At 59.7% G+C, this 25,376-nt stretch carries 20 protein-coding genes; 10 read left to right on the plus strand and 10 right to left on the minus strand.

Annotated elements, in window-relative coordinates:
• Positions 1-35 precede the first annotated feature (35 nt).
• The gene (gene rlmKL / locus CAF65_RS14080; protein ID WP_085716810.1) at positions 36-2,306 is read right to left on the minus strand and encodes a bifunctional 23S rRNA (guanine(2069)-N(7))-methyltransferase RlmK/23S rRNA (guanine(2445)-N(2))-methyltransferase RlmL; all 2,271 of its coding nucleotides are present in this window, start codon (positions 2,304-2,306) and stop codon (positions 36-38) included.
• 530 nt (positions 2,307-2,836) lie between these two features.
• Here rlmKL and rmf point away from each other — a divergent pair.
• The gene (gene rmf, locus CAF65_RS14090; protein ID WP_003223300.1) at positions 2,837-3,052 is read left to right on the plus strand and encodes a ribosome modulation factor; all 216 of its coding nucleotides are present in this window, start codon (positions 2,837-2,839) and stop codon (positions 3,050-3,052) included.
• 165 nt (positions 3,053-3,217) lie between these two features.
• Here rmf and CAF65_RS14095 read toward each other — a convergent pair whose 3' ends face one another.
• Entirely contained in the window at positions 3,218-4,237 is a 1,020-nt protein-coding gene (locus tag CAF65_RS14095) for a quinone-dependent dihydroorotate dehydrogenase (protein ID WP_085716811.1), read from the minus strand.
• Positions 4,238-4,465: 228 nt separating this feature from the next.
• Here CAF65_RS14095 and CAF65_RS14100 point away from each other — a divergent pair, with 228 nt between their 5' ends.
• From CAF65_RS14100 to cobA, 8 genes are all read left to right on the plus strand, one after another.
• On the plus strand, positions 4,466-5,677 hold the full coding sequence (locus CAF65_RS14100; RefSeq protein WP_085717056.1) for a CmpA/NrtA family ABC transporter substrate-binding protein: 1,212 nt from the start codon (positions 4,466-4,468) through the stop codon (positions 5,675-5,677).
• A gap of 15 nt (positions 5,678-5,692) precedes the next feature.
• Positions 5,693-6,268, plus strand: a complete 576-nt coding sequence (locus CAF65_RS14105) for an ANTAR domain-containing response regulator (RefSeq protein WP_085716812.1) — start codon at positions 5,693-5,695, stop codon at positions 6,266-6,268.
• 353 nt (positions 6,269-6,621) lie between these two features.
• Positions 6,622-7,833 carry a NarK/NasA family nitrate transporter gene (locus CAF65_RS14110; protein WP_085716814.1) on the plus strand — a complete coding sequence of 404 codons (1,212 nt, stop codon included), beginning with the start codon at positions 6,622-6,624 and terminating at the stop codon, positions 7,831-7,833.
• A 7-nt stretch (positions 7,834-7,840) separates the two neighbouring features.
• Positions 7,841-9,508, plus strand: a complete 1,668-nt coding sequence (locus tag CAF65_RS14115; protein ID WP_085716815.1) for a bifunctional protein-serine/threonine kinase/phosphatase — start codon at positions 7,841-7,843, stop codon at positions 9,506-9,508.
• 289 nt (positions 9,509-9,797) lie between these two features.
• The gene (gene nirB, locus CAF65_RS14120) at positions 9,798-12,251 is read left to right on the plus strand and encodes a nitrite reductase large subunit NirB (protein WP_085716816.1); all 2,454 of its coding nucleotides are present in this window, start codon (positions 9,798-9,800) and stop codon (positions 12,249-12,251) included.
• Positions 12,248-12,565: a nitrite reductase small subunit NirD gene (nirD, locus tag CAF65_RS14125; RefSeq protein WP_085716817.1), complete on the plus strand. Its 318-nt coding sequence runs from the start codon at positions 12,248-12,250 to the stop codon at positions 12,563-12,565. Before nirB ends, nirD begins: the two co-directional genes overlap by 4 nt.
• Positions 12,565-15,282, plus strand: coding sequence for a nitrate reductase (locus tag CAF65_RS14130; RefSeq protein WP_085716818.1), 2,718 nt, complete (start codon positions 12,565-12,567; stop codon positions 15,280-15,282). Before nirD ends, CAF65_RS14130 begins: the two co-directional genes overlap by 1 nt.
• Positions 15,283-15,292: 10 nt before the next feature.
• Positions 15,293-16,078: a uroporphyrinogen-III C-methyltransferase gene (gene cobA / locus CAF65_RS14135; RefSeq protein WP_085716819.1), complete on the plus strand. Its 786-nt coding sequence runs from the start codon at positions 15,293-15,295 to the stop codon at positions 16,076-16,078.
• A 75-nt stretch (positions 16,079-16,153) separates the two neighbouring features.
• Here the strand turns inward: cobA and CAF65_RS14140 are convergent, their stop codons facing one another.
• The 8 genes from CAF65_RS14140 to ppsA all read right to left on the minus strand — a co-directional run bounded on the left by CAF65_RS14140 (position 16,154) and on the right by ppsA (position 24,310).
• Positions 16,154-17,200, minus strand: a complete 1,047-nt coding sequence (locus CAF65_RS14140) for an OmpA family protein (RefSeq protein WP_085716820.1) — start codon at positions 17,198-17,200, stop codon at positions 16,154-16,156.
• Between the two features lie 107 nt (positions 17,201-17,307).
• The gene (gene sigX, locus CAF65_RS14145) at positions 17,308-17,898 is read right to left on the minus strand and encodes an RNA polymerase sigma factor SigX (RefSeq protein WP_075949123.1); all 591 of its coding nucleotides are present in this window, start codon (positions 17,896-17,898) and stop codon (positions 17,308-17,310) included.
• 90 nt (positions 17,899-17,988) lie between these two features.
• A complete protein-coding gene (locus CAF65_RS14150; protein ID WP_085716822.1) occupies positions 17,989-18,813 on the minus strand; it encodes a mechanosensitive ion channel domain-containing protein in 825 nt (274 codons plus the stop codon).
• A 2-nt stretch (positions 18,814-18,815) separates the two neighbouring features.
• The gene (locus CAF65_RS14155; protein ID WP_008017601.1) at positions 18,816-19,064 is read right to left on the minus strand and encodes a hypothetical protein; all 249 of its coding nucleotides are present in this window, start codon (positions 19,062-19,064) and stop codon (positions 18,816-18,818) included.
• 62 nt (positions 19,065-19,126) lie between these two features.
• Positions 19,127-20,122, minus strand: a complete 996-nt coding sequence (locus CAF65_RS14160) for a zinc transporter ZntB (RefSeq protein WP_085716823.1) — start codon at positions 20,120-20,122, stop codon at positions 19,127-19,129.
• 27 nt (positions 20,123-20,149) lie between these two features.
• Positions 20,150-20,638: a ribonuclease E activity regulator RraA gene (gene rraA, locus CAF65_RS14165; protein WP_177323558.1), complete on the minus strand. Its 489-nt coding sequence runs from the start codon at positions 20,636-20,638 to the stop codon at positions 20,150-20,152.
• 140 nt (positions 20,639-20,778) lie between these two features.
• Positions 20,779-21,768: an alpha/beta fold hydrolase gene (locus tag CAF65_RS14170; protein WP_085716825.1), complete on the minus strand. Its 990-nt coding sequence runs from the start codon at positions 21,766-21,768 to the stop codon at positions 20,779-20,781.
• 172 nt (positions 21,769-21,940) lie between these two features.
• Positions 21,941-24,310 (minus strand): phosphoenolpyruvate synthase, encoded by a 2,370-nt coding sequence (gene ppsA, locus CAF65_RS14175; RefSeq protein ID WP_085716826.1) that lies wholly within the window; start codon positions 24,308-24,310, stop codon positions 21,941-21,943.
• 174 nt (positions 24,311-24,484) lie between these two features.
• Between ppsA and CAF65_RS14180 the strand changes: the two genes are divergently transcribed.
• Complete coding sequence (locus CAF65_RS14180; RefSeq protein ID WP_085716827.1) at positions 24,485-25,303, plus strand: pyruvate, water dikinase regulatory protein; 819 nt, start codon at positions 24,485-24,487, stop codon at positions 25,301-25,303.
• Positions 25,304-25,376: the final 73 nt, after the last annotated feature.

The following is a 25,376-nucleotide window of genomic DNA, read 5'->3' on the forward strand; positions in this document are numbered from 1 at the left end:
GCGAGCGAACTCGCTCCTACAGGAAGCTTCAACCGTCAACGAGCCGTGATTTTCCAGGCACGATGGATTTTGGCGTTGCGGGCAAAATCCGGATCGATGGTCTGGGCGGTGATTTCCTCGACCGCATAACGCTCGCCGAGATTGGCCTCCAGCTCGAACTTGCGGAAGTTGTTGGAGAAGTACAACACACCACCAGGCGCCAGACGCGCCATGGCCAGGTCGATCAGTTGCACCTGGTCGCGCTGCACGTCGAACACGCCCTCCATGCGCTTGGAGTTGGAGAACGTCGGCGGGTCGATGAAAATCAGGTCGTACTCGTCACGACTGGTTTCGAGCCACGCCATCACATCGCCCTGCTCCAGGCGATTCTTGTCGGAAAAACCGTTCAGCGACAGGTTGCGACGCGCCCAGTCCAGATAGGTTTTCGACAGGTCGACACTGGTGGTGCTGCGCGCGCCACCCTTGGCCGCATGCACACTGGCCGTTGCGGTATAGCAGAACAGATTGAGGAAGCGTTTGCCGGCCGCCTCTTTCTGGATACGCATGCGCATCGGCCGGTGGTCGAGGAACAGACCGGTGTCGAGGTAGTCTGTGAGGTTCACCAGCAGCTTCACGCCGCCTTCATTGACCTCGACAAATTTGCCTTGCGCCGCCTGGCGTTCGTACTGCCTGGTGCCACTCTGACGCTCGCGGCGCTTGACCACTACACGGCTCTTGTCAATGTTCAACGCCTGCGGGATGGCAGCCAGGGCATCGAACATACGGGCTGAGGCTTTTTCCGGGTCGATGGATTTCGGCGCGGCGTACTCCTGCACATGGACCCAATCGTGATACAGGTCGATGGCCATGGAGTATTCCGGCATGTCGGCATCATAGACGCGGTAGCAGTCGATGCCTTCACGCTTGACCCACTTGCCCATGGCCTTGAGGTTCTTTTGCAGGCGGTTGGCGAACATCTGTCCGCCTTCGCTCAGGCGCGGCTGTTCGACCACCGGAGCCGGTGCCGGCGTCGGTTTGATCGGGTTGCCGTTTTTGTTGAACTTGCGTTCCTGCGGCTCGTTTGGCGCTTGATCATAGGCGGCTTGTTCACGCTCGACCTGGCGTTGCTCCGGGGTGCGGCGCTCGCCGGTGACGAACTGGTCCGGCAGCACTTTGATCAGCAGCAGCTTGCACGGCAAGGCGCCGTTCCAGAACGAATACTGCTTGTGGCTGCGGATGCCCATGCGCTTGCCCAGATCCGGCGCGCCGGTGAATACCGCCGCTTCCCAGTTCAGGCAGGCCTGACGCAGACGTTCACCGAGGTTCTGGTAGAGGTAGAGCAGGCTCGCCTCGTCGCCCAGACGCTCGCCGTACGGAGGGTTGCAGATCACCAGGCCTTTCTGGTTCTGGTCCGGGCGTGGCTCGAAAGTCGCGACTTCACCCTGATAGATCTTGATCCACTCGCTCAGGCCAGCCCGTTCGACGTTGTTACGGCCCGGTTGAATCAGCCGTGGATCGGCTTCGTAGCCGCGAATCCACAACGGTGGCTTGGCCAGCCCGGCTGCTGCGCGCTCGGACGCTTCTTCGTGGAGTTTTTTCCACAGCGCCGGAACGTGACCGAGCCAGGCGGTGAAACCCCATTGCTCGCGACGCAGGTTCGGCGCGATGTCGGCGGCGATCATCGCCGCTTCCACCAGGAACGTGCCGACGCCGCACATCGGGTCGGCCAGTGCACCGCCTTCGGCCGCGATACGCGGCCAGCCGGAACGGATCAGGATGGCGGCCGCGAGGTTTTCCTTCAGCGGTGCCGCACCTTGCTGCAGGCGATAACCGCGCTGGTGCAAGCTGTGACCGGACAGGTCAAGGGACAGAATGGCTTCGCCGCGATCCAGCCGCAGATGGATGCGCAGGTCCGGGTTGAGCTTGTCGATGGACGGACGGTCGCCTTGTGGGGTGCGCAACTTGTCGACGATGGCGTCCTTGACCTTCAGCGCGCCGAAGTGGGTGTTGTCGATACCCGAGCCATGGCCGCTGAATTCGACGGCCAGGGTGCCGTCATTGAGCATGTGGTCTTCCCACTCGATGTCCCGCACGCCGTGGTACAGGTCTTCGGCGTCCTTCATCGGGAAGCGCTTGAGCACCAGCAGCACGCGGTTGGCCAGGCGCGACCACAGGCACAGGCGATAAGCGGTTTCCATGGTGGCCATGCCACGCACGGCAGAGGTGTGCTCCCGCGCTTCCTCAAGGCCAAGCCCGACGGCTTCCTCGATGAGCAGGCCTTCAAGGCCTTTTGGGCAAGTGAGGAAGAGTTCGAAACGATCGGACATGGGAATTCCAGAACCTTTAGCTGAGTGACCGGGCAACGCATTGCCGGTCCGGTTTTCAATCAGGCGCTTTTCTCGAAGAGCGCCCGCGTGGCACGAAGGTGTGCCGTTCCACCCTTGCTGCCCGGGTTAAATGAGCTTAGATGCAAGGGCAGATAAAAAAGTTGATGCAACAAAATGTCATAAGTCGACCCTTCGTCGAATAGTGCTTCCCGGCAACGGGAGCCATTCTCACTAAAGGATTAAGCCCATCATCCAGCGCAGGGCCGATCATACCGGGGTTTGGCCAATAAATACGCTACAAACACGCTGTTACTTATGGCCTTAGCACATGAATAGTTACGCCCTTATGACAAAACGATCATTCCCTCGATGTGACGCATTGGTTAGAACTCAATACAGGTTGGCGCCACAACGGACGCCAACACCTTGGCTCGCCACGCCGGCAGCGAGCCCCCAACGGCAGACATTTCTGCCAGACCTCGATTGAGGTCAACGCGATAAATACAGTCAACAAGTGAGGGCAACACCCTATGAGAAGACTTAAGCGTGATCCGTTGGAAAGAGCATTTTTGCGCGGATATCAATATGGCGTTGGTGGTAAATCCCGTGAGCTTTGCCCATTTACTCTACCGTCGGTACGTCAAGCCTGGATCAACGGCTGGCGAGAAGGACGCGGCGACAACTGGGACGGTATGACCGGCACTGCGGGAATCCACAGACTCAACGAACTTCACGCCGTCGGCTAATTACAGGGCACAACACTCCGACACGACAATCTGATTTTGTACTGAATTAACCACGCACGTCCCATCCGGACGGCGGGCTCCGGCCCAGGGGCTCCTTTTAAGGAGCCCTTTTTTATGCCTGCTCATTGGCCCAGCCCCCCTGTAGGAGCTTGCTCCTACAGGGGCTCAGCGCAGGGCTGCGATGGCGTCTACGGATTCACGAATCAGCGCCGGGCCTTTGTAGATGAAACCCGAATAGATTTGCACCAGGCTCGCGCCAGCGGTGATTTTCTCCGCCGCGTGCTTGCCTTCGGTAATGCCACCGGCAGCGATGATCGGCAGGCGACCACCCAGCTCCGATGCCAGCACTTTCACGGTGTGGGTGCTCTTGTCGCGAACCGGTGCGCCAGACAGGCCACCGGCCTCGTCGCCATGCTCCATGCCTTCGACGCCTACGCGGCTCAGGGTGGTGTTGGTGGCGATGACGGCATCCATTCCGGTTTCGATCAGCGCTTGTGCAACTTGTGCGGTTTCTTCGTCGCTCATGTCCGGCGCGATCTTGATCGCCAGTGGTACATGCTTGCCATGACGCAAGGCCAGCTCCGCACGACGCTCGGCCAGATCAGCCAGCAACTGCTTGAGCGAGTCACCGAATTGCAGGCTGCGCAGGCCCGGCGTGTTCGGCGAACTGACGTTGACCGTCACATAGCTGGCGTGGGCGTACACCTTGTCCAGGCAGATCAGGTAGTCATCCACGGCACGCTCGACCGGCGTATCGAAGTTCTTGCCGATGTTGATGCCCAGCACGCCCTTGTACCTGGCCGCCGCCACGCGGGCCAGCAGGTGATCGACGCCGAGGTTGTTGAAGCCCATGCGATTGATGATCGCCTCCGCTTCCGGCAGACGAAACAGACGTGGCTTCGGGTTGCCCGGCTGCGGACGCGGCGTGATGGTGCCGATTTCGACAAAACCGAAACCCAGTTGGGCGAAACCATCGATGGCCGCGCCGTTCTTGTCCAGGCCGGCAGCCAGTCCCACCGGATTTGCGAAGTCCAGGCCCATGACATTCACCGGCACCTTCGCCGGGGCCTTGCACAGCAAGCCGTTGAGCCCAAGACGTCCGCCCGCGCCGATCAGGTCCAGGGACAGATCGTGGGAGGTTTCCGGGGAGAGTTTGAACAACAGCTGACGGGCCAGGGTGTACATGGGCGGGTTGGACTCGATTGGCGGCGAATTGAGGGGGCGATTATAGCCGGGCAACGGGGCGGCAAGCGAGGCACGTGAGCAAATCAACGGTTAATGGCATATGCCTTGCACCACTCCAGGAAACAGCACCCATGCCAACGACGGAATGTGTGCAAAGACAATGGCGTCGTCCCCGGCCTGCTCATGTACGGACCGGTGACGGCGTTTTTTTTGCAAGGTGAACGCGCGATGAACGAACCGTCAGCCGGCCCTCTGGCTTGGGTCAATGGCAGCGATGCCCCGGAAAAAACCGAAATCAATCTCGGATTCATGGCCCTGAGCGACTGCGCCTCGGTGGTTGTCGCCGCCACCCAGGGCTTCGCCCAACCCCACGGCTTGACCCTGAACCTCAAGCGCCAATCGTCCTGGGCCAACCTGCGGGACAAACTGGTCAGCGGCGAACTCGATGCAGCCCACAGCCTCTACGGTCTGGTCTACGCCATTCATTTGGGCATCGGTGGCGTGGCCGCGACCGACATGGCCGTGCTGATGGGCCTGAATCAGAACGGCCAGAGCATCAATCTGTCCCGTGGCTTGCAAACGCTGGGAGTGACCAGTCCTGAAGCATTGGATCGGCACGTGCACCAAACTCGCTCAAAACTCACCTTCGCCCAGACTTTTCCAACCGGCACCCATGCCATGTGGTTGTATTACTGGCTCGCCAGCCAGGGCATTCACCCGCTGCAGGATGTCGACAGCGTGGTGGTGCCGCCACCACAGATGGTCGCGCACCTGCGAGCCGGGCGTATCGACGGGTTCTGCGTTGGCGAACCCTGGTCGGCCAGCGCCGTGCAACAGGACCTCGGCTTCACCCTGGCCACGACCCAGACCCTCTGGCCCGATCATCCGGAAAAAATCCTCGGCTGCACCCGCGCATTCGTCGAGCAATACCCCAATACCGCGCGGGCATTGGTGATGGCGGTCCTGGAAGCCAGTCGCTTCATCGAAGAAAGCACCGAGAATCGCCGCAGTACCGCACAACTGCTCAGTGCCGCGCAGTACCTTGACGCGCCACTGGACAGCATCGAACCGCGCCTGCTGGGTGATTACACCGACGGCCTTGGCCATCGCTGGCAAGACCCGCACGCGCTGCGTTTGCACGGCGATGGCGAGGTCAACCTGCCGTACCTGTCCGACGGCATGTGGTTCATGACCCAGTTCCGTCGCTGGGGTTTGCTGCGCGATGACCCCGACTATCTCGCGGTGGCCCGGCAGGTCCAGCAACTTGACCTCTACCGTGAGGCCGCCAGTGCCGTCGGCGTCGCTTCGCCAGCCAGGGAAATGCGCAGCAGTCAGTTGATCGACGGCAAAATCTGGGACGGTTCGGACCCGGCCGGATATGCCCGTAGTTTCAAACTGCACGCCATGAGCGGCAGCTCGCACCGATTCGCCAGCCGCTGACAGGAGACCACGAACATGCTGCGTATCCTGCTGATCAACGACACTGCCAAAAAAGTCGGACGCCTGAAGACCGCCCTGACCGAGGCCGGTTTCGAAGTGATTGATGAGTCCGGCCTGACCATCGACTTGCCCGAACGCGTCGAAACGGTGCGTCCGGATGTGATCCTGATCGATACCGAGTCACCGGGACGCGATGTCATGGAACAAGTGGTGCTGGTGACTCGCGACCAGCCACGACCGATTGTGATGTTCACCGACGAACACGACCCCGAGGTGATGCGACAGGCAATCAAGTCCGGGGTCAGTGCCTACATCGTCGAAGGCATTCACGCACAACGCCTGCAGCCGATTCTCGATGTGGCCATGGCGCGCTTCGAAAGCGACCAGGCCTTGCGTGCCCAGTTGCATGCCCGCGACCAGCAATTGGCCGAGCGCAAGCGCATCGAACTGGCCAAAGGGCTGCTGATGAAAATGAAGAATTGCAACGAGGAAGAGGCCTACACCCTGATGCGCCGCCAGGCGATGAGCCGACAGCAGAAGCTGATTCAAGTGGCGGAGCAGATCATTGCCATGAGCGAGTTGCTTGGCTGAAGTCCAGAGACGGCTCTGAGGGCGCCATCGTCGGATCGCCGCCCGGAGCCGACTCGCACCCACAAGGGAGCTGCGTCGAACACAAATCACCTGTGGGAGCGAGCCTGCTCGCGAATGGCGAGGACTCGGTTTCAAGTGTTGGCACAAATCTCGCTACGTAATCACCACAGGTAACCAACGGCGGTTGCCCCACCTACGACAAAGACGTCGCGCACCTCATTTGCCCCTGGCGAATCGGGTCGCGGCGTTTTTTCGTTTTGGCCCCACAGCACGGGGCCGGTGGTGCGGCCATAACGGCGCCCCACCTGCAAGCTCATGACTCCTTTCGAGACTCTTCACAGCTGAGGTGCGCGATGAATTCAAGCTTCTGGAAATCTGGCCATACACCCACATTGTTCGCAGCCTTCCTCTATTTCGACCTGAGCTTCATGGTCTGGTATCTGCTCGGACCTCTGGCGGTACAGATCGCCGCCGACCTGCATCTGACAACGCAGCAACGCGGGCTGGTGGTGGCCACGCCTATTCTGGCCGGGGCGATCTTGCGTTTTGTCATGGGGATGCTGGCTGATCGGCTTTCGCCCAAGACTGCCGGCCTGATCGGTCAGGTCATCGTGATCTGCGCACTGTTCGGCGCCTGGAAATTCGGTATCCACAGCTACGAGCAAGCGTTGCTGCTGGGACTGTTCCTGGGCATGGCCGGCGCTTCTTTCGCCGTCGCCCTGCCCTTGGCATCGCAGTGGTATCCGCCGCAGCACCAAGGCAAGGCCATGGGCATCGCCGGTGCGGGGAACTCGGGCACGGTGTTCGCCGCATTGATCGCCCCGGTGCTGGCAGCGGCGTTTGGCTGGAGCAACGTGTTCGGTTTCGCCCTGATTCCGCTGATTCTGACCCTGATCGTCTTCGCCTGGCTGGCCAAAAACGCCCCCGAGCGGCCAAAGGCCAAATCCATGGCCGACTACTTCAAGGCGCTGGGCGATCGGGACAGTTGGTGGTTCATGTTTTTCTACAGTGTGACGTTCGGCGGCTTCATCGGTCTGGCCAGCGCACTGCCCGGTTACTTCAACGACCAGTACGGCCTGAGCCCGGTCACTGCCGGCTACTACACCGCTGCCTGCGTGTTCGGTGGCAGCCTGATGCGCCCCTTGGGTGGTGCGCTGGCTGACCGTTTCGGCGGTATTCGGACCTTGCTGGCGATGTACACCGTCGCGGCGATCTGCATTACCGTGGTCGGTTTCAACCTGCCGAATTCCTTCGCCGCACTGGCGCTTTTCGTCTGCACCATGCTCGGTTTGGGTGCAGGCAATGGCGCGGTATTTCAGTTGGTGCCGCAGCGGTTTCGTCGGGAAATCGGCGTGATGACCGGCCTGATCGGCATGGCTGGCGGCATCGGTGGCTTTGCCCTCGCGGCCGGCATGGGCGCGATCAAGCAAAGCACCGGCAGCTATCAACTGGCACTGTGGTTGTTCGCCAGCCTCGGCGTACTGGCGTGGTTCGGCCTGCACGGCGTGAAACGGCGCTGGAGAACCACTTGGGGTTCGGCCGCCGTGACGGCTGCGCGGGTCTGAGGTCTCGATGAGCCTGCAACTGAGTTTCGCCGAAGCCAGCGCCATCGGTCCTCGCGAGGAAAACCAGGATGCGCTGCGCCTGGTCACGCCGGCTCCGGCGCTGGCGGCGAGCAAAGGTTATCTGTTCGCCATCGCCGACGGTGTCAGCCAGTGCGCCGATGGCGGTCTGGCGGCCCGTTCGACGTTGCAGGCCCTGGCGCTGGATTACTACGCCACACCGGAAACCTGGAGCGTCGCACAGGCACTTGATCGTCTGCTGCTGGCGCAAAACCGCTGGTTGCAGGCCAATGGCGGCGGACAACCGCTGCTGACCACCCTCAGCGCACTGGTCCTGCGTGGCCAGCGCTTTACCCTGGCCCATGTCGGCGATTGTCGGGTGTATCGCTGGCACGCCGATCGATTGCAGCGAATCAGCGAGGATCACGTCTGGGACCAGCCGGGCATGCAGCATGTGTTGAAACGGGCGCTGGGTCTCGATCAACATCTGGTGCTGGATTTTCTCGACGGTGAGTTGCGCTCCGATGAAACTTTCGTCCTGCTCAGCGACGGCATCTGGGCCGTCCTGGGCGATACTGCCATTGCGGCGATCCTGCGTGATCAACCGGACTTGCAAAGCGCTGCGCAAACCCTGGTCAATGCCGCACACCTGGCGGGCAGTCAGGACAATGCCAGCGCCTTGCTGGTACGGGTCGATGCCCTCGGTGAAGCGAGTATTGGCGATGCGTTGATTCACTTGCAGCAATGGCCACTGCCGCCAGCCTTGAAACCGGGTCAGGCGTTCGAAGGCTGGCAGGTCGAGGGGATCGTCGCCCAGAGCCAGCAATCGTTGCTTTATCGCGTTCGCGACAATCAACAACAACCCTGGCTGCTGAAAACGCTGCCGGGGCGCCTGCACGACGATCACCAGGCCGGGCAAGCGCTGCTGTCGGAAGAGTGGTTTCTCAAACGCGTAGCCGGTCGGCATTTTCCTGAAGTCCATGCCGCCAGTCAGCGTCAGCATTTGTACTACGTGATGCGTGAATATCCGGGCGCTACCCTGGCCCAACGGCATGAGCAAAGCGGACCGTTGCCGCTGCACCAGTGGCAAGACATCGCCGAACGCTTGCTGCGAGCGGTTGGCCTGTTGCATCGACGGCAGATTCTGCATCGCGATATCAAACCGGAAAACCTGTTACTGGGGCACGACGGCGAGTTGCGCCTGCTGGATTTCGGCCTCGCTTACTGCCCCGGCCTCTCGCAAGATCTGCCCTGGGCTCTGCCGGGTACACCCAGTTACATCGCACCAGAAGCCTTTCGCGGCGAGGTGCCGACGCCACAGCAGGACTTGTACGCCGTCGGTGTGACCTTGTATTTCCTGCTTACCGGGCACTATCCCTATGGCGAAATCGAAGCGTTCCAGCGCCCGAGGTTTGGCCTCCCGGTCAACGCCAGCCGCTACCGGCCCGACCTGCCGGACTGGATCGCGCAAAACCTGGAGCGCGCCGTGGCGGTGGCCCCCGATCAACGCTTCGAAACGGCGGAAGAATGGTTACTGCTGCTCGAACAGGGCGAACGCCGCAGTTTGAATGTGCGCCCCAAACCGTTGCTGGAGCGCGAACCACTGAAGGTCTGGCGGACATTGGCGCTGATATCGCTGCTGCTCAACCTGGCACTGCTGGTGGTTGCGCTCCATTAGCGGGCAGCACGCTTTGAATCGGTGCATTCCCTCACGATTCTGTCCCTGTAAACAGGAAGAACGCCAATAAACACGGGATCTGAGCGACTTGGCACAACCACTGCATTACCTCTTTCAACAGACATAATGCGCAGGCTTCAACGACGAAGGCTGCACTTCCCGAGAGAACGGGACCAGGACAAAGGTGTCCTCGCCAGGCAACTGGCGGGACGCCTTTTTTGTTTGCGCAAAATTTGTCGAGCATGGCCTGAACCCTGATGAGGCAGACCTGAGCTCCCCGGAGAACCTGATGAAAAAACTAAAACTGGTGATGATCGGCAACGGCATGGCCGGGGTCCGGACCCTGGAAGAACTGCTCAAACTGAGCACAGAGCTGTACGACATCACAGTCTTCGGCGCCGAACCGCACACCAACTACAACCGCATCCTGTTGTCGCCGGTGCTGGCGGGCGAACAGACCTTCGAAGAGATCGTACTCAACGACCTGAGCTGGTACCTGGACAACAACATCAAACTGCTGCTCAACCGCAAAGTTGTGGAGATCGACCGGGTCAGGCGCCGGGTCATTGCCGAGGACGGTAGCGAAGCCGAATACGATCGCCTGTTGATCGCCACCGGTTCGACGCCTTTCATCCTGCCCATTCCCGGCAACACCCTTGAGGGCGTGATCGGCTACCGCGACATCGCCGACACCCAGGCCATGATCGACACCGCAAAAACCCACCGGCACGCCGTGGTGATCGGTGGCGGCCTGCTCGGCCTGGAGGCCGCCAACGGCCTGATGCTGCGGGGCATGCACGTCACCGTGGTGCACATCGGCGAGTGGTTGATGGAGCGGCAACTGGACAAGACCAGCGGCCAATTACTGCAAACAGCCCTGGAGTCTCGCGGCCTGCACTTTCGATTGTGCGAACAGACCCAGGCCTTGCACGACGCGGGCAACGGCCGGGTCGGGTCGGTGCAATTCAAGAACGGCGACATCATCCCCGCGGACCTGGTCGTGATGGCCGCCGGCATTCGCCCCAATACCGAACTGGCGGAGAAGTCCGGCATTCCGTGCAACCGCGGGATTCTGGTCAACGACACCCTGCAAACCTACGACCCGCGGATCTATGCCATCGGTGAATGCGCCAGCCATCGAGGCATCGCCTATGGTTTGGTGGCGCCACTGTTCGAACAGGCCAAGGTCTGCGCCAACCACCTCGCACAACTCGGTTTTGCCACCTACAAGGGCTCGGTGACCTCGACCAAACTGAAGGTCACCGGCATCGACCTGTTCTCCGCCGGCGACTTCATGGGGGGTGAAGGTACCGAGACCATTACCCTCTCGGACCCTATAGGCGGGATCTACAAGAAACTGGTGATCAAGGATGACGTGCTGGTCGGCGCCTGCCTGTACGGCGACACGGCAGATGGCGGCTGGTATTTCCGGCAGATCCGTGAAAACCATGCCATCAGTGAGATCCGCGATCACTTGATGTTCGGTGAAAATGCGCTTGGCGACGTAGGACATCAGGGCCAGGACAAAGCCATGAGCATGGCCGACAGCGCCGAAGTCTGCGGCTGCAACGGCGTGTGCAAAGGCACCATCGTCAAGGCGATCCAGGAGCACGGGCTGTTCAGTGTCGACGAAGTCAAGAAACACACCAAGGCTGCCAGCTCCTGCGGTTCGTGCGCGGGTTTGGTGGAGCAGATCCTGATCAACACCGTGGGTGGCGCCGCCGACGTCAAGCCGAAAAGCGAAAAGGCCATCTGCGGCTGCAGCGATCTCAATCACGGGCAGATCCGCCAGGCCATCCGCGAGCAGCACCTGCTGACCATCGCCGGCACCATGAGCTACCTCAACTGGCGCACACCCAATGGTTGCGCCACCTGCCGGCCGGCACTCAATTACTACCTGATTTCCACTTGGCCGGGGGAAGCCAGGGACGATCCGCAATCGCGCCTGATCAACGAAAGGGCTCACGCCAACATTCAGAAAGACGGCACTTACTCTGTCGTCCCGCGGATGTGGGGCGGTGTGACCAATCCTTCGGAACTGCGGCGCATTGCCGACGTCGCCGACAAGTACAACGTGCCAATGGTCAAGGTCACCGGTGGCCAGCGCATCGATTTGCTGGGGATCAAGAAACAGGATTTGCCGGGAGTATGGAAAGACCTGGACATGCCATCAGGCCACGCCTACGGCAAATCCATCCGCACGGTGAAAACCTGCGTCGGCAGCGAGTTCTGCCGCTTTGGCACGCAGAACTCCACACAGTTGGGTATCGAGCTGGAACATGACCTGTTCAACATGTGGTCACCGCACAAGGTGAAACTGGCTGTCTCCGGTTGCCCGCGCAACTGCTCGGAAGCCGGCATCAAGGATGTAGGAATCATCGGCGTGGACTCCGGTTGGGAGATGTACATCGGTGGCAACGGCGGGATCAAGACCGAAGTCGCGGAATTCTTCGTCAAACTGAAAACCGCCGAAGAAGTCCGCGAATACAACGGTGCATTCCTCCAGCTCTATCGCGAAGAAGCCTTTTACCTCGAACGCACCGTGCACTACATGCAACGGGTCGGCATGGACCATATCAAGAAAGCCGTGCTCGAGGACCCGGAGCGTCGCAAGGCGCTCAACGATCGCCTGCAATTCTCGCTGTCGTTCGAACAGGACCCGTGGAAGGAACGCCTGGAACAGCCACAGCTGAAAAAAGAATTCGACGTCATCCCCGTGAAAAACCTGGAGGTGCTGGCATGAACTGGCTGGATATCTGCGCACTGGATGAAATCAATACCCTGGGCTCGCGAATCGTCGCCGGCCCAAAGGGAGACATCGCGATTTTTCGTACCAGCGACGACGAAGTGTTTGCCCTCGACGACCGTTGCCCGCACAAGGGCGGCCCGCTGTCCCAAGGCCTGATCTATGGCAAACGGGTGGCCTGCCCGTTGCACAACTGGCAAATCGACCTGCAAAGCGGTGAAGCCCAGGCCCCGGACATCGGCTGCGCCCACCACCATCTCACCCGGGTCGAGAACGGCCGGGTCCTGCTGTCCCTGCGGGATGCAGGCTGATGGACCGCCAGATCACCGCGTCCACCTGCTGTTACTGCGGAGTCGGCTGCGGGGTGCTGATCGAGCATGACGGCGAGCGCATCCTCGGCGTCAGCGGCGATCCCTCACACCCGGCCAACTTCGGCAAACTGTGCAGCAAGGGCTCGACCCTGCACCTGACCGGCGACGTGACGGCGCGGGCGTTGTACCCCGAACTGCGCCTCGGCAAAGGCCTGGCCCGCCACCGCACCGACTGGGATACCGCCCTCGATCACGCTGCCAGCGTATTTGCCGCAACCATTGCCGAACATGGCCCGGACAGTGTGGCGTTCTACATTTCCGGGCAACTGTTGACCGAGGACTACTACGCCTTCAACAAGCTGGCGCGTGCCCTGGTGGGTACCAACAACATCGACAGCAATTCGCGGCTGTGCATGTCCTCGGCGGTGGTCGGCTACAAGCGCAGCCTGGGTGCCGACACCCCGCCCTGCAGCTACGAAGACCTGGAGTTGAGCGATTGCGTGATGATCGTCGGCAGCAACATGGCCTACGCCCATCCGGTGCTGTTTCGTCGACTGGAAGAAGCCAGATCCCGCCGGCCGCAGATGAAAGTCATCGTCATTGACCCACGTCGTACGGATACCTGCGATCTGGCTGACCTGCACCTGGCGATTTTGCCTGGCACCGATGTCGCCCTGTTCCATGGGATTTTGCATCTGCTGCTGTGGGAAGACTGGATCGATCGTGACTTCATCAGAGACCACACCGAGGGCCTGGCGGAGTTGAAAAGCCTGGTGCGTGACTACACGCCGCAAATGGTTTCGCAGCTCTGCGGGATCAGCGTCGGGCAATTGCAGCAATGTGCCGAGTGGATCGGCACATCGCCAAGCTTTCTGTCGCTGTGGTGCATGGGCCTTAATCAGTCCACCGCCGGCAGCGCGAAAAACAGTGCACTGATCAATCTGCACCTGGCCACCGGGCAGATCGGTCGTCCGGGCGCCGGACCGTTCTCCCTCACCGGTCAGCCAAATGCCATGGGCGGGCGGGAAACCGGCAGTTTGTCCAACCTGCTGCCCGGCCATCGTGATGCGACCAATCCACAGCACCGTGCGCAAGTGGCGTCCTACTGGGGCGTCGAGCAACTGCCGGAAAATCCCGGGTTCACGGCGATCGAGCTGTTCGAGCAAGTGCGCAGCGGCAAGATCAAGGCATTGTGGATCGCCTGCACCAACCCCGCGCAATCCATGCCGGACCAGACGGCCGTGCGCGCCGCCTTGCAAGCCTGCCCGTTCGTGGTGTTGCAGGAAGCCTTTGGCACCACTGAAACCGCGAAGTTTGCCGACCTTCTGCTGCCCGCCGCCAGTTGGGGAGAAAAGGAAGGCTGCGTGACCAACTCCGAACGGCGTATTTCCCACGTACGCCAGGCAATCGCCGCACCGGGTAAGGCACGGCCGGACTGGGCGATCACTGTGGATTTCGCACAGCGCCTGGAAAAATACCTGCGTCCTGGTCAAACCAGCCTGTTTGCGTTTGATAACCCCGCGCAAGTCTTCGATGAATACAAACAACTGACTTGCGAACGCGATCTGGACCTGTCCGGTATCAGCCATGCGCTGATCGATCGTCTCGGCCCGCAGCAGTGGCCCTTCCCTTCGGGTGCCGTCGAGGGCACGGCACGCCTGTATGTCGACGGGGTATTTGCCACTGCCAACGGGCGCGCGCAGTTCGTGGCCGATCCGTATCGTGCCGCCAAAGAGCAACGCGATGCGCGATTCCCGCTGACCCTGATCACCGGCCGACTGCGCGATCAATGGCACGGCATGAGCCGCACCGGCACCGCCGCACAGTTGTTCGGCCATGTCGGCGAAGCGCAGGTGGGCCTGCACCCGGACGAATTGCGCCGCCATCGCTTGCAGCCTGGGGATCTGGTCAGCCTGAAAAGCCGGCGCGGTGCGGTCATCGTTGCGGTCGCCAGCGATGACAGCGTGCGTCCGGGCCAGGCTTTTTTACCGATGCACTGGGGTGACCGTTTCCTCAAGGGTGGGGTGAACAGCCTCACCTTGTCCGCATTCGATCCCTTGTCGAAACAACCCGAACTTAAACACAGCGGTGTTCGCCTGGATCCGGTGGATTTGCCCTGGAAACTGTTCGCACTGATCGAGGGAGATGTTCAACGACATTTTGAGACGCTACGACCACTCTTTGAGGCGTTTTCCTACGTCAGCCTCAGCCTGGTTGGTCGTGAGCGCCCTGCTCTGCTTGCACGGGCCGCCAATGCTTCAGCGCCTTCGGCAGAGTTGCTAAGCGAAATCGATAGTAGCCTGGGACTCAATGACGGCCCCGTGCTGGCTTACGACGACCCCCGACGGGCCATTGGCAAGCGCGTGCAAATCGAAAATGGCCGGATCACCTCCATTCGACTGGCCGGTGAAACCCTGGCCCAACACTGGTTGCAGGAGCTGTGGCTCGCAGGCCGCGCAGACGAGCAATTGCGGCGCTGGTTGCTGGCGCCGCTGAGCGCGCCACCAGGCAATCTCGACGCGCCTGTCAACACGAACAAAACCCTGTGCAACTGCAAGAACGTCAGCCAGAACGCGATCTGCGCCGGCATCGACCGTGGCCTGGACTTGCAGGAACTGAAGCAGGAACTGGGTTGCGGCACTCAATGCGGGTCCTGTGTTCCGGAAATCAAACGCCTGCTGGCTGCCAAGGCGCGGCCAATCACTGTCATATCGTGAGGAAAACACTATGAGCGCAAAAGTCTGGCTGGTGGGTGCGGGCCCGGGGGATCCGGAGTTGCTCACGTTGAAAGCAGTTCGTGCCTTGCGCGAGGCTGACGTGGTGCTGATCGATGATCTGGTCAATATCGCGATACTTGAGCACTGCCCTCGGGCGCGGATCATCCCGGTGGGCAAGCGCGGCGGCTGCCGCTCCACCCCGCAATCGTTCATCCATCGCCTGATGCTTCGTTATGCCCGGCAGGGTAAATGCGTGGCGCGGCTAAAGGGCGGCGATCCGTGCATTTTCGGCCGCGGCGGTGAAGAGGCACAGTGGTTACGTGAGCATGGGATCGAAGCCGAGTTGGTCAACGGCATCACTGCCGGGCTGGCGGGGGCAACGCAATGCGATATTCCGCTGACCTTGCGCGGTGTGGCCCGCGGCGTGACGCTGGTCACCGCACACACCCAGGACGACAGCCAATTGAACTGGCAGGCGCTGGCCCAAGGCGGAACGACACTGGTGATTTACATGGGAGTGGCCAAGCTCGGTAAAATCCGTGAGCAATTATTGGCCGGCGGCATGGCAGCGGATACACCCGTGGCCATGATTGAAAACGCGTCCTTGCCCCATCAACGGGAATGCCGGAGCACCCTTACTGCGATGGAAGACGCTGCCTGCAGATTCCAGCTGAAAAGCCCTGCCATCCTGGTGATCGGCGCAGTAGCGGCCAACGCCATCCCCTCCTGCGGGAGCGAACCGGCTCGCGAAGAGGCTCAATTCGTCGATACCAATGTTGGACTTCAACGCGCCTGACGCGTCCTTCCTCACCAAATCGTAGACAAAGAAAAGCCCAGCCTAAGCCGGGCTTTTCTCAGAGCTGCGAGCTAATTACTTAGCTTGAGCTTCAACCTGCGCTTCTACGCGACGGTTAACAGCGCGACCAGCTTCAGTTTTGTTGTCAGCAATTGGGCGGGATTCGCCGTAGCCAACGGACTGAACGCGGGACGACTCAACACCGTACTGGTTGGTCAGAACTTGCTTAACGGCGTTTGCACGACGCTCGGATAGTTTCTGGTTGTAAGCGTCAGGACCGACGTTGTCAGTGTGACCTTCAACAGTAGTGGTGGTGGATGGGTACTGCTTCATGAAGTCAGCCAGGTTCTTGATGTCGCCGTAGCTGTTTGGCTTGACTACCGACTTGTTGAAGTCGAACTTCACGTCCAGCTCTACACGAACGACTTCAGCAACAGCTGGGCAGCCATCAGCGTCAACAGTTACGTTGGCTGGGGTGTCCGGGCACTTGTCGACGTTGTCGCAAACGCCATCGTTGTCGCTGTCGGAGCAGACTTCTGGTGCTGGAACCGGAGCAGCAGCAGGCTTGTTGCCGCCACCGAAGTTCACACCCAGACCTACGGACGGGATGTAGTCCCAACGGCCGTTGTCCAGTTTGTAGTCAGCTTCTACGCCAGCACGAGCGTAGACGTTTTCGAGGAAGTAGTACTTCAGGCCAGCGCCAGCAGTCAGGAAAGTCGACTGGTCACGACCGGTGTGGCCGTCAGCGGCTACGTTGGTCATGCTGCCGTGCTTGACACCACCTTGAACGTAAGGACGCAGAGCGTCGCCAGCGTTGTTGAAGTGGTACTGAGCGTTCAGACCGAACTGGTCGCCTTCGATTTTCTGATTACCAGTACCGTTGTTCGAACGGGTGTGGTCGTCATTGTTGTAGGTCAAGTTCAACGATACGTCGTCGGTCAAGAAGTAACCGATGGAGGCGCCAGGAGTGTAGCCGTCTTCAACGTTGTTAACGCTGTCGTTGTACTTCTTCCCGTAGTTGAGCTCGCCTTCAACTGCGCCTTGGCCTTGTGCCAGTGCGCCGAACGAAGTAGCGGCAATAAGAGTACCAATGGCCAAGCCCAAGGTGTTTTTCAGTTTCATCCGTTAAATCCCCATCTGGTGATTGTGAAGCAGTCCCGCAAACCGGGGGACAACTCGGCGGCAAGTCTAACAGAACTTGCCTGCACGTAAGAGATATTTGCGCTGAACTAAGTTTCAGCAATGCCTGCAAATTTCTCACGCAATTTATCTAGAGCGCGTTTGTACCGCATTTTTGTTGCACTCAACCCCATGTGCATGATGTCTGCGATCTCCTGAAACTCCAGCTCTGCGACAAAACGTAGCACCAGAATTTCGCGGTCAATCGGGTTCACATACACCAGCCAGCGATCAAGTCCGCCCTTTTCCTCAGGTTTCGGCGCCTTTTCTTCGGACGCTTCCTCGAGGGGGTCAAGGCTCAACGCGTCCATCAGGCGACGCTTTCGCCGTTCCTTCCGATACTGTGTGATGCACTCGTTGTACGTGATGCTATATAGCCATGTCTTGAACTTCGATTTACCTTCGAAGTTCTTCAGGCCATACAGCACCTTCAGCATGACCTCCTGACAGACATCGTCTGCATCGCGATCGTTCCCGAGATATCGTGCGCACACATTAAATAATGTTCGCTGGTAACGCCGCATCAGTTCTTCATAAGCGCGTGTTACGTGAAACAGCTCGGTATGCGAGCGCGCGACCAACTCCTCATCAGAGAGCTCGCGGGGGTCGTAGCGCATGGATAACGATTGGGCTTTATTCAAAACAAGTCGGGCCGACAGTCAGGTCAATGTCCGCCGCAGCCAGCATCAGCGGGCATTTTGCGGCGGCATACATTAGCAGGGTTTGCCGGGTTAGTGGCTACTCACATGCTGCTCAAGGAGGATCCGATTGGAAAGAGAGACTAGCTCACCCTCATCGGTCAGCAATGTGGTTTTAACCGTGCCGATCTCTTCGATCTGGCCTTCGACCTCGCCAACACGCACTTGTTGCCCAACCTGGTACAGCTCACGCACGTAGATTCCCGCAAGAATCTGGCCGGCAATTTCCCGGCTTCCCAGGCCCATGGCCAGCGCTACCGCCAGACCAACGGTTATCAATACGATCACGATCACATGGTTCAGCAGGTCAGTCTTGACCTCCAACTGGCTGATCGCAACCGAAATACTGATGATGATCACCAGGCCCTGGGCAATCCGCCCAAGCCCTGCAGCATAGTCCAGGCCCACGCCTTCTGCCGCTCCACGCACCAGACCGTTGGCCAGTTGCGCCAGCAAAACCCCTACCAGCAACACCAGCGCCGCGCCGAAAACCTTCGGCAAGTACAACGCAAGCATATCCAGCGTAGCTGAAACTCGTTCAAGTCCAAGAGATTCTGCGGCAGAAACCAGAAAAATAAGCAGAACGAACCAATAGACGATCTTGCCGATCAGGGTCGAAATGGGAACCTGCAATCCGGCGCGGGAAAGCAACTTGGTCAGGCCGGTGCCACCCATCAAGCGGTCAAGGCCCACTTTGGCGAGCAATTTGGAAAGCAGGGTGTCCAGCAGCTTGGCCACGACGAAACCCAACAGCAGCACGACCAGTGCGCCGAACAGGTTCGGAATGAAGTTCGCAACTTTGGTCCATAACGCAGTCATTGCAGTGACGAGGCTCTGGGTCCAGAGATCAAGTTCCATATTCAATCAGCCTTATCAGCAGTGCGAGCGGTAGGTTTGCGAAGACGGGACACTGGCGCGACATGGGCCGAGCCGTTATTCAGGGCAATCATCAGGGCAGGCAACCAGCGGCCCAGCAGGCTGAACAAATCGCCGGCGCCGACCTGGCGGTTGGCGGTTTTCAGTACTCGCCCAAGGCACGCATCGTCGTCCCGGGTGGACGGTGAGGCGTTGAGCATGTCGCGCAAAGACTGTTCAAACGGATCGTGCATACGCACCTCTCGTGATGTCTGTGGAAGACGCGGTGAGTTTTGCTCGGGTCACATGGTTTCCCTCAGACCCAGCGCAAACGTCGGAACAACCACCACTGCCCCAGCGCCACCGAGACCATCATCAGGCAGGCGATCAGAAAGCCATAAGGGCTGGCAGAGAATGGAATTCCACCGACGTTGATCCCCAAAAGCCCGGTCAGAAAACTCATCGGCAAAAAAATCCCGGTGATGACGCCAAAGCGATACATCGTGCGATTCATGCGCACGCTCAACCGACGGTCTTCCGCTTCCAGAACCAGGCCCACACGCTCCCGGGTCAATTCCAGCTCTTCGAGGTAGCGGGTCAGGCTGTTGTTCAATTCGTTCCAGTAATCACCATCGTCCTCGACGAACCAGGGCAACTTGATCCGGGTCAACTGCCCGAAAATATCCCGCTGCGGAGCGAGAAACCGCTTCAACGCGGCGGCCCTGCGACGGATCTGCAATACAGCGCCATGCTCTGGCGCATACCGTTCGTCGGAATCCAGCTTTTCTTCTTCCTCATCGACCACTTCCGAGAGGTCGCTGACCAGATCCTGCACCTTGTTGGTGAGGTACTGCGCCATGTACAGGATGAGTTCGGAGGCTGTTTTCGGCCCTTTGCCGTCGGCCAGTTGCACCAGCAGTTCTTCAGTGGCGCGCAATGGGCGCAAACGCAGGGAAATGACACGCTGGGCAGAGCCGAAGATCCGCACCGACACCATGTCTTCCGGCTCGGCACCGGGGTTCAGATTGACCCCGCGCAAAAATAGCAGCAGTTCGCTGTCGGAAAGCTGTAAAAGTCGCGGACGGGTGTTTTCTTCGAGTAACAGGTCGCAACTGAATTCGCTCAGACCACTGGATTTGCGTAACCAGGTCCGGGTTTGCGGATGACTGCGATCCCAGTGCAGCCACAGGCTTTCATGCGCCTGCAGCTGCAAGTCATCAAGTTCAGTCCGGGCAATCGAACGCGCGCCGCCTCTACCATCCAGCACCAGGGCATGCACCAGCCCCCATTGCGCGTTTTCTTCCTCGAACATCCGCACTCCTCTGATCTGCAGCCGCTTTTATTCAGGCATTTTCAGCGGGCTGGGCGAGATGATCACGCCGTTGTTGTCCGCATAGATGTAATGGCCTGGATGGAAGGTCACGCCAGCGAAGGTCACGGCAACGTTGAGATCACCGATACCGCGCTTGTCGGTTTTCATTGGGTGGCTGGCCAGCGCCTGGACCCCCAGGTCGGTTTGCGCGATGACGTCGACATCACGGATGCAACCGTAGATCACCAGGCCTTCCCAGCCATTATTGGCCGCTTTCTCGGCGAGCATGTCGCCCAGCAGCGCGCGGCGCAGGGAGCCCCCGCCATCGACCACCAGGACCTTGCCATTCCCCTTGAGCTCGACTTGCTCCTTGACCAGCGAGTTGTCTTCGAAGCACTTGATGGTCACGATTTCGCCACCGAAGGAATCACGACCGCCGAAATTGCTGAACATCGGTTCCAGAACCTGCACCAGTTCCGGATAGGCATCGCACAGGTCAGGTGTGAGGTAATGGATCATCGAGAAACTCCTGTAAAGAGGAAGACAGCACGAACATCAGTGATGGCTCAGTCACGGAAAGTGACCAGAACAGCTCAATGCGTCATATCTTAGCCGCAAGCCGACCAGAGCGAAATGCCCTTGTTAGAGCATCAGCCTCAAACCGCTGCGGCCAAATCCCCTTGCTCTCCCAACAACGGCGTATGCTGGTCCGCCAGCCAGCGGGCCACCAAAGGCCAGACTTCGGCCTGGGCGGGTTTGCTGACAAGCATTTCAACATGGCCGAAATTATCGGCAAAACCCTGGTCACGACCCAGATTGATGAATTGCTTGTGCTCGGAACCGAACTGCTCGAACAGTTTGCGACAAGCCCACGCAGGATCCTGATGATCGCCCGCTGCGCTCACGGCGAGCACCGGCAACTTGACCTCGGCCAAACCGTCCCACCAGTTTTTATCGGCATCGCCGAAGCGCCCGAACAGACCGTACCAACGCATGCTTTCCAGGGCCAGGCCGATGGGCTCGTCCTCCGGGCCACGCTTGAGCCTTGATCCGGACAACTGGGCAAAACGCTTGAGAATGAAGCGACCGCCCCACTCCACCGGTGGAATCTTCAACGGCCAGTAGGTGCGACTGACCTGAGTGCCAAAAAACGCTGCCGAAGCCACGACTGGCTCACCGATGTACTCGCCACCCAGCGCCGCGGCCAGTGTAATACCGCCCAGCGAGTGACCGATCCAGTGCGGGACCTGCCCACTCTGTTCGCGCACGAACGCGCCAATGGCCGGCAGGTCATAGCGAGCGTAGTCGGCGACACGGTTCTTGCGGTAGTCGTGGTTGCGCTGGGACAGGCCGTGTCCGCGCATTTCCGGAATCCAGACGTCGAACCCCAATCGGGTCAGATAAGCGCCCAACCCCAGACCCTTGGGAGAAAACCAGAACCGGCGATTGGAAAAGCTGCCGTGCAGCAGGATCACCGGCACGCCACGGGAAGATGGCTCATCGGCCATGCCGAGACGCGTCACAGCCAGCTCGACGGTGAAGTCGGGGCTGTTGCCGGGCTTCAAACGATACACATCTTCGCTCAGATCGCCGCGCCGTTCGGCGCTGATCAGGGCGACAGGAAATAGGTTGCTGCTGCTTTGCATAATCTCTTGCACAAAAAAGGGCGGCATCCAGTAGTGGAGCCCGCCCTACGTAATGAACTGTAGAGCGAGCTTGCTCGCGATGAACTTCAGAACACCGCGTTTGTCCAGGACAAACGCGTTATCGTTAGCGACCACCGCGAGCAAGCTCGCTCCTACAACAACACCATCAAGCTTATGCTTGACCTTCCGCCAGGAAGAACCAGGTTTCCAGTACTGTGTCCGGGTTCAACGACACGCTTTCGATGCCCTGCTCCATCAGCCACTTGGCCAGGTCCGGGTGGTCCGAAGGGCCCTGACCGCAGATGCCGATGTATTTACCGGCCTTGTTGCACGCGGCAATGGCATTGGCCAGCAGCTTCTTGACCGCCGGATTACGCTCATCGAACAGGTGCGCAATGATCCCGGAGTCACGGTCCAGGCCCAGGGTCAGCTGGGTCAGGTCGTTGGAGCCGATGGAGAAACCGTCGAAGAACTCGAGGAATTCTTCCGCCAGGATGGCGTTGGACGGCAGTTCACACATCATGATCACGCGCAGGCCGTTATCGCCACGGGCCAGACCGTTTTCCGCCAACAGATCGACCACCTGGCTCGCTTCGCCCAGGGTACGGACGAACGGCACCATGATTTCGACGTTGGTCAGGCCCATCTCGTTGCGAACACGCTTCAGCGCGCGGCACTCGAGCTCGAAGCAGTCGCGGAACGATTCGCTGATGTAACGCGACGCACCGCGGAAGCCCAGCATCGGGTTCTCTTCTTCCGGCTCGTACAGCTTGCCGCCGATCAGGTTGGCGTATTCGTTGGACTTGAAGTCCGACAGACGCACGATGACTTTCTTCGGCCAGAACGCAGCCGCCAGGGTGCTGATGCCCTCGACCAGTTTCTCGACGTAGAAGCCGACCGGATCGTTGTAACCGGCAATGCGCTTGTCGACGCTTTCCTTGATGTCCTGTGGCAGGCCGTCGTAGTTCAGCAGCGCTTTAGGGTGCACGCCGATCATGCGGTTGATGATGAACTCCAGGCGAGCCAGGCCCACACCGGCGTTCGGCAACTGCGCGAAGTCGAAGGCGCGATCCGGGTTACCGACGTTCATCATGATCTTGAACGGCAGCTCAGGCATGGCATCCACGGAGTTCTTCTTGATGTCGAAGCCCAGTTCGCCTTCGAAGATGAAACCGGTGTCGCCTTCAGCGCAGGAAACGGTCACGCCCTGGCCGTCTTTCAGCAGTTGGGTGGCGTTGCCGCAACCGACTACCGCCGGGATGCCCAGCTCACGAGCGATGATCGCCGCGTGGCAGGTACGGCCGCCACGGTTGGTGACGATGGCGCTGGCGCGCTTCATGACCGGTTCCCAGTCCGGGTCGGTCATGTCGGAGACCAGTACGTCGCCGACCTGGACCTTGTCCATCTCGGACACGTCCTTGATGATGCGGACCTTGCCGGCGCCGATGCGCTGGCCGATGGCGCGACCTTCCACCAGCACGGTGCCGGTTTCTTTCAGCAGGTAACGTTCCATGACGTTGGCCTGGGTGCGGCTCTTCACGGTTTCCGGACGGGCCTGCACGATGTACAGCTTGCCGTCGTCACCGTCCTTGGCCCATTCGATGTCCATCGGGCACTGGTAGTGCTTCTCGATGATCATCGCCTGTTTGGCCAGTTCGCTGACTTCAGCGTCGGTCAGGCAGAAACGTGCGCGATCGGCCTTGTCCACGTCGACGGTCTTGACCGAACGACCGGCCTTGGCTTCATCGCCGTAGATCATCTTGATGGCCTTGCTGCCCAGGTTGCGGCGCAGGATCGCCGGACGACCGGCGGCCAGCGTGCCCTTGTGGACGTAGAACTCGTCCGGGTTCACCGCGCCTTGTACGACGGTCTCACCCAGGCCGTAGGCGCCGGTAATGAACACCACGTCACGGAAACCCGATTCGGTATCGAGGGTGAACATCACGCCGGCGGTGCCGGTTTCGGAGCGGACCATGCGCTGTACGCCAGCCGACAGGGCTACCAACTTGTGGTCGAAGCCCTGGTGCACGCGATAGGAAATCGCGCGATCGTTGAAAAGGGAGGCGAACACCTCTTTGGCGGCGCGAATGACGTTTTCGACACCGCGGATGTTCAGGAAGGTTTCCTGCTGACCGGCGAAGGAGGCATCCGGCAGGTCTTCGGCGGTAGCGGAAGAACGCACGGCCACGGCCACATCAGGGTTGCCGGCGGACAGCGCGGCGAACGCGGTGCGGATTTCGGTATTCAGTTTTTCAGGGAACTCGGCTTCCATGATCCATTGACGGATCTGGGCACCGGTCTTGGCCAGGGCATTCACGTCGTCGACATCCAGAGCATCGAGGGCCTCATGAATCTGCCGATTCAAGCCGCTCAGTTCCAGGAAATCACGATAAGCCTGAGCGGTCGTGGCGAAGCCACCGGGCACCGATACACCGGCACCTGCCAGGTTGCTGATCATCTCGCCCAGGGATGCGTTCTTGCCCCCCACATGCTCAACATCGTGTTTGCCGAGCTTATCGAGGGAAACTACGTACTCTACCAAGGTGATCTCTCCACTAACTGTGTTGGAAAAGCTCAGACACCGGCTGCTCGGGGGAGCGTTTGCCAGCTGTATGGCCTGGACCTGGAAAATAAGTGAGAATGCGGGCCATTGGCGGCCGGCAAATCGCGCCTATCATATCCAAGATTCGTCACTAGCTTAAGGCCCAAGGTGCAAATGAAACGATCTGCTTTCTTTATCTCCGATGGTACCGGCATTACCGCCGAAACCCTGGGTCAAAGCCTTCTGGCGCAGTTCGAAAACATTACCTTCAGCAAAGTCACGCGGCCGTATATCGACAACGTGGACAAAGCGCGGGCCATGGTACAACAAATCAACAAGGCCGCCGAAACCGACGGCTTCCGTCCGATCATCTTCGACACTATCGTCAATCAGGACATTCGTGAGATTCTCGCAACCTCGAATGGTTTCATGATCGACATCTTCTCGACTTTCCTGGCGCCGCTTGAACAGGAACTGACCGAGCACTCTTCCTACACCGTCGGCAAATCCCACTCCATCGGCACCAACTCCAATTACATGGAGCGTATCGAGGCGGTGAACTTCGCCCTCGACAACGACGACGGTGCCCGAACGCACTATTACGACAAAGCCGACCTGATACTAGTGGGCGTGTCGCGTTGTGGTAAGACACCGACGTGTCTGTACATGGCGATGCAATTCGGCATCCGCGCAGCCAACTACCCGCTGACCGAAGACGACATGGAACGCCTGCAGTTGCCAAGTGCCCTGCGTGCTCACCAGCACAAACTGTTTGGCCTGACCATCGACCCGGACCGCCTCACCGCAATTCGCAACGAACGCAAACCCAACAGCCGCTATTCGAGCTACGCCCAGTGCGAGTTCGAGGTGCGCGAGGTGGAAAACCTGTTCCGCCGCGAGAACATTCCGAACATCAACTCCACGCATTTTTCCGTTGAAGAAATCTCCGCGAAAATACTTGTGGAGAAAGGTGTGGAGCGGCGTTTCAAGTAGTTCTTTATTGCCTGTTCGGCCCTCATCGCGAGCAAGCTCGCTCCCACAGTTGATTTGTGTTCACCGCAGATCT

It is taken from the genome of Pseudomonas sp. B28(2017), assembly GCF_002113025.1.
Taxonomy (GTDB): Bacteria; Pseudomonadota; Gammaproteobacteria; order Pseudomonadales; family Pseudomonadaceae; genus Aquipseudomonas.